This window comes from Parabacteroides sp. APC149_11_2_Y6, assembly GCF_054506995.1.
The window spans coordinates 4,681,955-4,693,756 of record NZ_CP173709.1; the positions used below are offsets into that span (position 1 = coordinate 4,681,955).

An 11,802-nucleotide genomic window follows, 5' to 3' on the forward strand; every position below is an offset into this window, starting at 1 on the left:
CATATGCCTATTGACAATGCAATTATCCGGATGTAGTAACTATCTGGATGTCGCACCCGATAATATTGCAAATATTGACAATATATTTGCAAATAAGAAGGAGGCAGAAAGATATCTGGCAACTTTGTATTCTTATGCTCCAATCGTGCACAGAGATAATATGAGATCACTAACATTTTTCGGAGGTGATGATGTATGGACCTATGCATACAACAATCATTATAACAATTGCCCGGGAATCAGGATAGCCAGAGGTGAACAAAATATAAATGCACCTTATGAAAACTATTGGGATGGAGAAACGTTTAAAGCTCTCAGAGATTGTAATACATTTCTCGAAGAAATAAATAAACCGGAAAGAGTTCCGGAGCTGGATGCTATCACCAGAGCGCGTTGGATTGCAGAAGCCAATTTCCTTAAGGCTTACTACCATTTCATCCTATTTAGAATGTATGGACCGATTCCTATTACCGATACAAATCTATCTGTAAGTACAGACATTGAAGGAGTCGCTGTAAAGCGAGATCCGGTGGATGATGTTGTAAATTACATTTCCGGTCTGTTAGACAAAGCGGCAGAAGACTTACCATTAATCATTGAAAATACAGCAGAAGAAGCAGGCCGGGTTACCAAAGGTGCAGCCTATATGTTAAAAGCAAAACTATGGGTAACAGCCGCAAGCCCTTTATTCAATGGGAACAGTGATTACAAAGGATTTGCCGACAAAGATGGAGTCCTGTTATTTCCTCAGGACTATGATGCAACCAAATGGGACAAAGCAGTTGCTGCATGTAAAGATGCTATGGATAATATTCCGGGGATAGAATTATATACTTTTAAAGAAGTTAATGATTTACACGATCCGACACAATACCAGATGAATTTCCGTGGAGCAATAACAGACCGCTTTAATAAAGAATTAATTTGGGGTAGATATACGGATAGCTACCAGAATATAGTTCTGCAAGCGGAGGCTTCCGTCCCTCAAATGATAGAAGGAACTAAAAACAGTTTTCAAAGTTCATGCTTTTCGGTGACACTCAATATGGTAGAACGCTTCTATACTAAAAACGGAGTACCTATTGAAGAAGATAAAACATGGCCGTATAATCAAAGATATACTGTAGCAACAACAGACAATAACCAGGCATATAATCTGATAGAAGGATATCCCACAGCATTATTAAATCAAAATAGGGAAAATCGTTTTTATGCAAGCCTTATGTTTGATGGTTGTGTTGTTTATATGAAAAATACGCCTGTAGAAGAAAATGCACATAAAATCAGGACATTATTTAACGACCAGAATGGGCTTGCCACCTCTATGAACTGGAGAACAGAAACCGGTTACTGGATACGGAAAATTATAAACTGGGAATACAGTCACAGCCAAAATGGCGCAACTACCCGTTTCTATTCTTGGCCGGAAATGCGATTAGCCGACCTGAAACTTCTTTATGCAGAAGCCTTAAATGAAGTAGGACGCGGAGATGAAGCCATAAGTCAACTGGATGATATCAGAGCAAGAGTCGGTTTGAAAGGTATAAAAGAGTCATGGAACAAGTATTCAACAAATCCGAATAAACCGAATACCATAGATGGCTTACGAGAAATTATTCATCAGGAAAGAGAAATAGAACTTGCTTTTGAAGGACATCGTCTTTGGGACTTGAAAAGATGGAAAAAAGCAGCAACATTCCTCAATAAAGATGTAAAAGGATGGAATATATTTGGGAAAACTACGGCTGAATACTATCAAATTAATAAAATATATGAACAAACATTCGTTTCTCCCCGAGACTATTTATGGCCTCTTTCATTAAATGCCACATTGAGAAACTCGAATTTAGTTCAAAATCCAGGATGGTAATTAAACAATTTATGCAATAACAATTATGAAGAAAATAAGCATTCATTTATATACAAATAAAACGCTTAGTTATCTATATATATTAAGTGTTCTCCTTGCTACAACTTTTATAAGTTGTGATGATAAACAGCACGGACCGATCAATGAAGGAGGTGATGTTCCCAGTCAAGTAACAGATGTACAGATCATTCCCACTCCTGGTGGTGCAGATTTGGTTTATTCGCTTCCGGAAGACAGGGAACTCTCTTATATAGAAGCCATTGTCAACACTCCAGAAGGTAATATATTCAATTTCAAATCGTCAGTATATAGAGATACTATTTCTATAACAGGGTTAGCAACAGAAAAGAAACAGGAAGTTTTACTCTATAGTGTAAACAAAAGCGGAATAAAATCCGAACCGCTATCAGTAAACATAGAACCACTGACTCCTCCATATATGAAGGTACTTGAAACATTAACTCTCCAAGATGGATTAGGAGGCGTTGATGTAAGATACGACAATGAAACCGGTGCTGAGTTAGCATTCTTTATCGGGCGTGTAATAGATGGTCAGTTTATCGAAGAAGATTCCTATTATTCTAATAAAAAAGAAGGTCGTGTCCTATTTTGGGGATATGAAGCAGAACCACAAAAATTCGGTATTTTCATTCGAGACCGTTGGGATCATTACTCAGACACGGTCTATGCAGATATTACTCCTATCCTGGAAATCATGTTTGATAAAAGTAAATTCAAAGCTGTGCGTTTACAGCATGATTCGGAACATAAAACTTCGGCGTATGAAAAACCTGAGAATTTATGGGATGGACACTGGTCGGAAGATTTCCAGAACCCATATACTGATGGTGGCACCAACTGGAGTCATGGAGCATTTTATGAAAATACAACTTTAAATGAATCGGGAGCTGTCACAATAGATCTTGGCCAATTGGTTAATATCAGCAGAGTTCGCTTTAACCACTATTGGACGTTTGATAATCATGCTCCGAAAAAATATGAATTATACGGATTATTAGATTATGATGAGAATAATATCCAATATAATATGGGAGCTTGGCATAATTGGACCCTGCTGGCTGAAATTGAAAATGTAAAACCCTCAACTATTGGAGGAACACCAGAAGATGATGCTACAAGTTGGGAAGCTGGAGATATTGCTCTGTTAACTCCACCCTCAGAAGCTGTACGCTATATCCGTATCAAATCAGTAGAAAGTTGGAACGGTAAAATGACTCTCGACTTAGCAGAAATAACTGTATATGGTCAACCTATTCAATAATCCAAACATCTATATTTTATGAAAAATATTATTAAACTATTTTACCTCATTTCTTTACTTCTGAATTGCGCATGTGAAAGAGAAATCGACCCGTTGCAGTTTGCACCGGAAGGGGAATTACGATATCCGGGAAAAGCGAATAACGTAACCTATTTTGCAGGAAAAGAACGCTTGCAAATTCAATTCACATTAGGTCCGGATCCAAATGTAAACAAAGCAATCGTTTACTGGAATCTTCTGAAAGATTCTGTAATAGTAGATATTGACAGAAATTCATTAACAGATAATATCGTCAATACGCAGATTGAAAATTTACCGGAGAATATATACAACTTTGAAATATATACTTATGATAAATTCGATAATAAATCCGTACCTTCTCATTTGGTAGGACGCACATATGGGTCCCGCTATTCAAGTGCGCTGAGTAATCGAACCATAACAGATTATGAAGCTGCAAGTGATCATGGTGATGTAAAAATTATGTGGGGTGATTCTATTTTATATTCAGCCGGTATACGGCTTACATACACTGATTTAGAGAAAAATAGAAAAATCGTCGAGGTTTCTAATGTGGATTCTGAAACAGTTCTGACACAAGTCAATATTGATAACGATATAGAAATTGCGACGTTGTTTGTACCTGAGCCCTATGCAATAGACACATTTGAATCGAAAACCACAATAAAGTTAGATCCGACAAAGCTCATATTGGAAATGCAGAAACCATATGCTTCCGGTTATGTTGATGGTTTTGATAGCACCAATAACAATCAATGGGATAAACTATGGGACGGCAAATGGGGAAAAACATTTAACCAGAATGATCAGGGAACACCTTGGGGTGACGAAGCCGGTTGGGGATCTTTCGAGCCCCAGGGACCATTACCGGCACAACCGGCATGGCTGACAGTCGATTTATCCCGCCCCGTAAAAGTAGCAAGATACCGTTCCGGACTATACTGGCCATATATGCGGGCATGCCCCAAAAAGACAGAACTGTGGGCATATACCGGAACCGGAATACCTACTGCAGCAGAAGGATGGAACAACTGGGTAAAAATCGGTTCAACAGATAACTCAGCCTATACCACGGCCGATATGGCTCGTGAATATCCTTTAGGAGATAATATCTATACCGAATACACATCCGTACCTTCAGCTCGCTTTTACAGGATTAAGGTATCAGAAGTATGGGGAAGTAACGGCAGTTTCAGCATTTCTGAAGTAACCTTCTGGAAATATCCGAATTAATTGTTAAATTCGTAACCTTTCTGATATGGATTATTTAAATAAATCCATACCAGAAAGGCCCTTAATAACATTTATATCATGAAAAGAAAAGTATTTATCAGTGTTTTATGTTCAATTCTTGTTTTAGCAACAACTGCGCAAACAAAGGTCATAGCGCATCGAGGTTTTTGGGAAACGGAAAATTCTGCTCAAAATTCCCTAAGTTCACTTTACAAGGCTCACGAGATTGGATGCTACGGTTCTGAATTCGATGTTTGGAGAACTCAGGATGGCGTATTAGTTGTTCACCACGATGGAGAAATAAATTCAATTCCTATCGAAACTTCCCCATATGAGAAAATAAAAAACTGTAAACTTTCTAACGGAGAAATATTACCTACACTCGACCAGTATTTAGTGCATGCAAAAAACTGTCCAGGGCTCCGGCTAATTCTGGAAATAAAAACCGGGAATTCCAATCCTGAGTCAGTTAAAATATTAGTGGATGATATTATCAATGCCGTTGAAAAACAGGAACTAGCTATCCGGACAGACTATATCGCTTTTAGTAAAGATGTATGTAAAGAATTAGTCAGAAGACGCCCTGCTGCAAATGTATATTATTTGAATGGGGATGCTTCTCCTGCTCAGCTAAAAGAATGGGGGATGACAGGGCCAGACTACTACTTTTCTGCATTCACTAAAAACTTGAACTTAGTGAATGAGGCACATGATAATGGGCTCCAGGTCAACGTGTGGACGGTTGACGATCCTGTTATGATGAAACGTATGATCGGTATGGGAGTAGATTATATCACAACAGATAAACCTTTATTATTGAAACAAATGATTAAGGAATATACGGAAAAATATACCCCTATAAATTATCCCCAAATAGATTTATCTACTTATAAGAAAGACAAAAAAGGATATATAACATTATTTGACGGAACCTCTCTGAATGGATGGAGAAGTTATGCCTCCGAAAACTTATCTGAAAAATGGAAGATAGAAGATGGCACATTGAAGTTCGATAGTAAAAAACAGGGAAAAGGAGGTGATATAATTTTTGCCCATAAATTCAAAAACTATGAACTGGAGCTGGAATGGAAAATAGCAGAAAAAGGGAACTCCGGAATCCTCTATATAGTCCAGGAGATTCCCGGGCAATATGCGGTAGCATCCACTCCGGAATATCAATTGTTGGACAATGAAAATCATCCGGATGCCAAGTTAGGGAAAGACGGCAACAGAAAGGCTGCGTCTTTATATGACCTGATTCCTGCCAATCCCCAGAACGCAAAACCGTTTGGCGAATGGAATAAAGCCAGAATAGTAGTAAACAACGGACAAATAACCCACTATCAAAACGGGAAAAAAGTAGTTGAATATACAATAGGAACTCCTGAATGGGTAAAAATGCTGGAAAACAGTAAATTCAATGTAAAAGAATGGGCCGATGCATACTACCTAATGAGCAACTGCGGAGGAATAGAACGGGAAGGATATATCGGATTTCAGGATCATGGTGATGATGTATGGTTCCGCAACATTAAAATAAAAATACTAAATTAAAAATGAATCGCATATTTATATTCGTATCTATTTTATTGTGCCTGTTTTCTTGCTCTTCAAGTAAGGATACGGCTACATCTCTGGCTCAACCGGAAAGCTATGCCCCTAAAGGTACTATCCGAGACATGGTATTAATCTATGACGGGGGTTCTCACCGGAAAGAGGTCTGGAATGAAAAGCAATTTCAACCCTATGTGTATGCTCCCCGTCAAGACGGCAAAGGAGGCGATTGGTTGTTTGACGGCTTTCTTTTTCTAGAAATTTTTGATGGAAATCGTTGTGGATTTGCCTCAGGCTATCGTTCAACCCCAGCGACAAAAGAGGATTGGATCATGCTAATCGACAAATACCTAACTCCCGGGAAAAGTATTTGTACATTAAATGACTGTATTGAAAATGCAAAATCAATATGCGGAAAACTTCCTAAAAAGAGAAAAATTGTTCTGTCATTACCGGAACCTATTCCAAATCAAAAAAACTGGGGGGAACTGAACGGGAAGAATCTTGATTTTTCAAATGACAAAGACCGTATCGCAGCCTGCAAATGGTATATAGAATTCATTTCTGACCGTTTCGAGAAAGCCCGTCTTAAAAATATCGAACTGGAAGGATTCTATTGGTTAGCAGAAGAAGCAACCCATACCCGGACATTTGTAAAACAGATAGCTGATTATATTCATGAAGCCGATCAATCTTTTTATTGGATTCCATACTTTAAATCCGACGGATATAGTACGTGGAAAGAATTAGGCTTCGACAAAGCCTATTTACAACCTAACCACTTCTTCAATTCAAATATACCTGATTCCCGGATTGATGAAGCTTGTGCACTGGCTCGTCAATATGGTATGTCTATGGAGTTTGAATTCGACGAATCGGCATTGAAAGAAAAAGCATCCCGTATGCAAGCATATATCGATGGTTTTGAACGTAATCAGGTTTTTGAGAAGACCGATATAGCCTATTATCAGGGAGGAAGCGGTCTTTATGCATTAAGAAACGGTTCGGAAAAAGATATTACCCTCTACTACCAATTAGCAAATATCATTATTAAAAGACAGAAAGCTAAGAAATAGTATTTCTTATTGGGGCTTATTAAAATACAGAAGGTCGAAATAAAACTATCTCCATTTCGACCTTCTATAATATATAGACCTATTTAATAATGTATCATTCCCAGTATTTTACTTCTCGATAACAAACATGCACCTAACACGCCAGCCCGTTCTCCCAATTTAGAAACTTTCATTTCAGTATCCTGATTCACCAGATTAAGAGAATATTTACGGATTGCACTTTTAACCGGAAGGCTTAAATACTCTCCCGTTTGTGAGAATGCACCTCCTAATACGACCAGTTCCGGATTAAAAATATTCATAAGACCTGCTATTCCACGTCCCAGATTCAAGCCCATTTGTTCCAATATCTCTATGCAAAGAACATCTTCTTTCTGGATAGCTTCTATCAGATCATCCATGCTTATCTTTTCCTGATTTTCTATTTTTTTTGAGAGAATCGTACTACTTCCTTCCCTGTATTTCTCCATTAGCTTACGATACAAGGCAGAACCGGATGCTTCCGTTTCAAGACATCCTTTCTTTCCGCAATGGCATAATATCTCGTTATCGAAGAAACAGAAATGACCAAGCTCACCGGAGAAGCCGGACTTTCCATAATAGAGTTCGCCATTAATCAAAATAGCCAATCCCAGTCCCCAACTCATATTGACGAACAGAATATTTTTTTCCCCCTTTACAATCCCCTGCATATATTCTCCATATAACATGGCACGGGTATCATTTTCTATATAAATCTTAATCTTTATCCGATCTTCAAGAATCTGGGAAAGAGGTTTCTCTTCAAAATAAAAAATACTGTAACTATATCCCGACATCGGTCTAACACGCCCGGAAATGTTTATTCCGACAGCCAGAACCTTTTCACGGGGAACAGATAAAGTATCTATAAAATTATTAATTAACTGGCATAATGTATCTAAAGCTGCCGGAGTGTTCTCCAATGTATAAGGTATATTTTCCTCTATACTCAACTTTTCTCCTTTAAAATCAACCGCTGCAAAGTTTAATTTATTGGCATAAATGTCTACACCGACAAAATAACCGGAAACAGGATTAAGTCCGTAGATATTAGGCTTACGCCCTCCGCTGGTTTCCTGCTTTCCGAAATCCAGTATGTAGCCATCATCTTGTAACTCACCAACCAACTTTGTTACAGTCGGAATACTCAAATCCATTTCTTTACAAAGCTCAGCTATTGTGGCATCTCCATTGGCTATATAAAAATGTATAATCTTCTTTTTAAGTAATTCACTACGGGAACAATCCGTTTCTGTAAGAAATTTTGTATTCATGGCCCTATTTTTATATTCAAGACATTATTCGCACAAAATAACTAAATTAATTTCAATATACATCTATATAGAGAAAGATTTCCAATAATGCTTCTTTTTATCTAACCAAGCCCTGTAAACAAAGAAAAAAACACAAAATTGCACAATTACAAAACTATTTAATAAAACACAGAGTATATTAATAAAATATTTTATTTATATTTGCATTATATTTAAATCATACAATTCAAAAGTCATTAAATACTACATAAGATGAAAAAAATCGAAGAATTACCCGAAGCATCTTTTGGTCCGTTTCAGAACACGGCAGAAACCACAACAAAAGCAAAAGCAAAAATAAATATATCCCAACCCTCCGAATATCTTAGCTACTGGGAAGAGACCTACAAAAACGACTTTCTAAATGATATTATGCCTTTCTGGCTAAAATATGGCATTGATGAGAAAAATGGAGGTTATTTTACTTGTCTCGACCGGGATGGCTCACTATTAGATACAAATAAATCCGTATGGTTTCAAGGACGATTCGCCTTTATCCTTGCTTATGCCTACAATAACATCGAAAAAAATGAAACATGGCTCAAAGCCTGTAAAAACGGAATCGATTTTATTGAAAAATATTGTTTTGATACAGACGGACGCATGTTTTACGAAGTAACAGCAACAGGAATCCCTGTACGCAAACGCAGATATGTATTCTCCGAAACATTTGCAGCTATTGCTATGGCACAGTATGCTATTGCCTCCGGAGATACCGGTTATGCAGAAAAAGCCATAAAACTCTTCAAGCAAATTTTGCATTATAAAAATACTCCGGGATTATTAGAACCCAAATTCCGTGAAGGCTTTGTAGCCAAAGGGCATTCGTTTTGTATGATTCTAATCGATACAGCAGCCCGTATAAGAGAAGCCATAAAGGACGAGGTCCTGACACGGCAAATAGATGAATCTATAGCCGAACTCCGCCATGATTTTATGAAACCGGAATTCAAAGCCATCCTTGAAACAGTTGGACCAAACGGAGAATTCATCGATTCCATACCCGGACGAACCATTAACCCGGGACATTCCATCGAAACAGCCTGGTTTATCCTGGAAGAAGCACAATACAGAAACTGGGATCCGGAACTTACACAAATGGGACTTACTATTTTAGACTGGGCCTGGGAATGGGGCTGGGATAAAACTTACGGAGGTATTTCTTATTTCCGGGACTGCAAGAATCGCCCGCAACAAGAATATTGGCATGATATGAAGTTCTGGTGGCCACAGTGTGAAGCCATTATCGGAACTTTATATGCCTACAAAGCGACAGGAGATAAAAAGTATCTGGAAATGCATAAACTGATTAATGAATATACTTATAGCCGTTTTCCGGATAAAGAATACGGCGAATGGTACGGATATTTCCATTACGACGGGACCCTTTCACAACCAGCTAAAGGAAATATGTATAAAGGCCCTTTCCATATTCCCCGGATGCTGATGAAATCCCATTTGCTTTGTAAAGAAATTTTAGAACACAAGAAATAAAATCCGATTTCAGACAAAAAATACGAATTCCGGTACTTAGCATGAGTTTAAATCGATAGTATTAACTCATCAGTACCGGAATTCTTTTATTTGTAAAAGGTTATTATTCCATCACCTTTGCTACCCATCATCTTCCATACAAATCAAGCAGCCAATTGAATACCATAGCACACCTGTCTATTGTTCAATTCATGATTATTACTATCTTTGGAGTTCAAATACTACTAACTTAACAAGTTAAACGTCATGAAGAAGATTTTTATCTATTTCTGTCTCCTTTTTTTCGTACAAACCGCCTTTGCTACAGACAGCTTGTATGTAAAGGAACCGGAAATCCCCATCCTCATTGACCGTACGGACAATGTATTGTTCCTAATGCGTATCCCTGCAGAAAAAGGAGATGTATTGAACAAACTGGTTCTCCATTTCGAAAATGATACCAAAACAGAAGATATACAAGCCATTCGCTTATTCTACGGAGGGACGGAGGCTAAATCCAGAACAGGAGAGTATTTTAGCCCGGTAACTTATATTTCCAGCCATAAACCGGGACAAACACGTGCAGCCAATCCTGCCTATTCTGTTAAACAGGATGAAATAGTCGGTCCGGCACGTACAATTATCCTGACATCCAAACAACCAATGGTAAAAGGTACGAACTATTTCTGGGTAAGTATTCAGATGAAGCCGGAAGCATCTTTATTAAATAAGATTTCTGCGACCCTATCCGAAGCCCATATAAACGACCGTACCGCAACTATCGAATGGAAAGGAAAAGCAGATATACGTCGTGTAGGAATTGGTGTACGCCAGGCAGGGGATGACGGTTCGGCAGCTTTCCGTATTCCGGGATTAGTAACATCCAACAAAGGTACTTTACTGGGTGTATATGATGTCCGTTATGAAAACAGTGCCGATTTGCAGGAAAAGGTGGATATAGGTGTCAGCCGTAGTACTGATAAAGGTCAAACCTGGGAACCGATGCGTATCGCCATGACATTCGGACAGACAGACGGATTACCTCATGGTCAAAACGGAGTAGGAGATCCTTCTATCCTTGTAGATAGAAAGACAAATACAATATGGATTGTTGCGGCATGGACTCACGGAATGGGCAATCAGCGTGCATGGTGGAATTCTATGCCGGGGATGGAACCAGATGAGACGGCCCAACTGATGTTGGTCAAAAGTGAAGACGACGGAAAAACATGGAGTAAGCCTGTCAACATCACTTCACAAGTAAAAGATCCGTCCTGGTATTTCTTATTGCAAGGTCCGGGAAAAGGTATTACAATGAACGATGGTACATTAGTATTCCCTATCCAATTTATCGACTCGACCCGAGTTCCCAATGCCGGTATCATGTACAGCAAAGATCGTGGAACTACATGGCATTTACATAATCTGGCACGAACAAATACAACAGAGGCACAAGTTGTAGAAGTAGAGCCCGGCGTCCTGATGCTAAATATGCGCGATAACCGTGGAGGAAGCCGTGCAGTCGCCACAACCAAAGACTTAGGAAAAACATGGACAGAACATCCATCCAGCCGCAGCGCATTGCAAGAACCTGTTTGCATGGCAAGTTTGATAAAAGTAAATGGTAAAGACAATATCACAGGCAAAAAGCTATTACTCTTCTCCAATCCGAATACGACTAAAGGACGTAATCATATTACAATTAAAGCCAGTCTGGATGGAGGTTTGACATGGCCTGCCGAATACCAGGTTATGCTGGACGAAGATGAAGGTTGGGGGTATACTTGTCTTTCTATGATTGACAAAGAAACAGTCGGTATCTTCTATGAATCGAGTGTTGCACACATGACATTCCAGGCTATCAAGCTTACTGATATTATCAAATAAATGATATGAAAAAGATTTTGTTCATATTAACTATACTATGTCTATGGAAGCCGACAGAATAGGCTGCCGGCT

General features: G+C 38.5%; 8 protein-coding genes. 7 read left to right on the forward strand and 1 reads right to left on the reverse strand.

The genetic code is table 11. From position 1 onward, the window contains the following. The first annotated feature begins 16 nt into the window (after positions 1 to 16). From ACGE0T_RS19210 to ACGE0T_RS19230, 5 genes are all read left to right on the forward strand, one after another. Positions 17 to 1,870: a RagB/SusD family nutrient uptake outer membrane protein gene (locus tag ACGE0T_RS19210; RefSeq protein ID WP_459190517.1), complete on the forward strand. Its 1,854-nt coding sequence runs from the start codon at positions 17 to 19 to the stop codon at positions 1,868 to 1,870. Positions 1,871 to 1,895: 25 nt separating this feature from the next. Further along, the gene (locus ACGE0T_RS19215; protein WP_459188180.1) at positions 1,896 to 3,152 is read left to right on the forward strand and encodes a DUF4959 domain-containing protein; all 1,257 of its coding nucleotides are present in this window, start codon (positions 1,896 to 1,898) and stop codon (positions 3,150 to 3,152) included. A gap of 18 nt (positions 3,153 to 3,170) precedes the next feature. Beyond that, positions 3,171 to 4,406, forward strand: coding sequence for a DUF4998 domain-containing protein (locus tag ACGE0T_RS19220; RefSeq protein WP_459188181.1), 1,236 nt, complete (start codon positions 3,171 to 3,173; stop codon positions 4,404 to 4,406). A gap of 78 nt (positions 4,407 to 4,484) precedes the next feature. After that, positions 4,485 to 5,960 carry a family 16 glycoside hydrolase gene (locus tag ACGE0T_RS19225; protein WP_459188182.1) on the forward strand — a complete coding sequence of 492 codons (1,476 nt, stop codon included), beginning with the start codon at positions 4,485 to 4,487 and terminating at the stop codon, positions 5,958 to 5,960. Between the two features lie 2 nt (positions 5,961 to 5,962). Then, positions 5,963 to 7,036 (forward strand): DUF4855 domain-containing protein, encoded by a 1,074-nt coding sequence (locus tag ACGE0T_RS19230; protein ID WP_459188183.1) that lies wholly within the window; start codon positions 5,963 to 5,965, stop codon positions 7,034 to 7,036. An 83-nt stretch (positions 7,037 to 7,119) separates the two neighbouring features. On the opposite strand, the gene ACGE0T_RS19235 is transcribed toward ACGE0T_RS19230, so the two are convergent. Continuing rightward, on the reverse strand, positions 7,120 to 8,331 hold the full coding sequence (locus ACGE0T_RS19235) for an ROK family transcriptional regulator (protein WP_459188184.1): 1,212 nt from the start codon (positions 8,329 to 8,331) through the stop codon (positions 7,120 to 7,122). A gap of 252 nt (positions 8,332 to 8,583) precedes the next feature. Here ACGE0T_RS19235 and ACGE0T_RS19240 point away from each other — a divergent pair, with 252 nt between their 5' ends. Both ACGE0T_RS19240 and ACGE0T_RS19245 read left to right on the forward strand, forming a co-directional pair. Continuing rightward, complete coding sequence (locus ACGE0T_RS19240; protein WP_459188185.1) at positions 8,584 to 9,864, forward strand: AGE family epimerase/isomerase; 1,281 nt, start codon at positions 8,584 to 8,586, stop codon at positions 9,862 to 9,864. Positions 9,865 to 10,110: 246 nt separating this feature from the next. Beyond that, positions 10,111 to 11,730: a BNR-repeat neuraminidase N-terminal domain-containing protein gene (locus ACGE0T_RS19245; RefSeq protein WP_459188186.1), complete on the forward strand. Its 1,620-nt coding sequence runs from the start codon at positions 10,111 to 10,113 to the stop codon at positions 11,728 to 11,730. Positions 11,731 to 11,802 lie beyond the last annotated feature (72 nt).

Bases quoted from the DNA above. Each gene is read 5' to 3' on its own strand.
- ACGE0T_RS19210 (WP_459190517.1), top strand. From the start codon at position 17: ATGCAATTATCCGGATGTAGTAACTATCTGGATGTCGCACCCGATAAT.
- ACGE0T_RS19215 (WP_459188180.1), top strand. From the start codon at position 1,896: ATGAAGAAAATAAGCATTCATTTATATACAAATAAAACGCTTAGTTAT.
- ACGE0T_RS19220 (WP_459188181.1), top strand. From the start codon at position 3,171: ATGAAAAATATTATTAAACTATTTTACCTCATTTCTTTACTTCTGAAT.
- ACGE0T_RS19225 (WP_459188182.1), top strand. From the start codon at position 4,485: ATGAAAAGAAAAGTATTTATCAGTGTTTTATGTTCAATTCTTGTTTTA.
- ACGE0T_RS19230 (WP_459188183.1), top strand. From the start codon at position 5,963: ATGAATCGCATATTTATATTCGTATCTATTTTATTGTGCCTGTTTTCT.
- ACGE0T_RS19235 (WP_459188184.1), bottom strand. From the start codon at position 8,331: ATGAATACAAAATTTCTTACAGAAACGGATTGTTCCCGTAGTGAATTA.
- ACGE0T_RS19240 (WP_459188185.1), top strand. From the start codon at position 8,584: ATGAAAAAAATCGAAGAATTACCCGAAGCATCTTTTGGTCCGTTTCAG.
- ACGE0T_RS19245 (WP_459188186.1), top strand. From the start codon at position 10,111: ATGAAGAAGATTTTTATCTATTTCTGTCTCCTTTTTTTCGTACAAACC.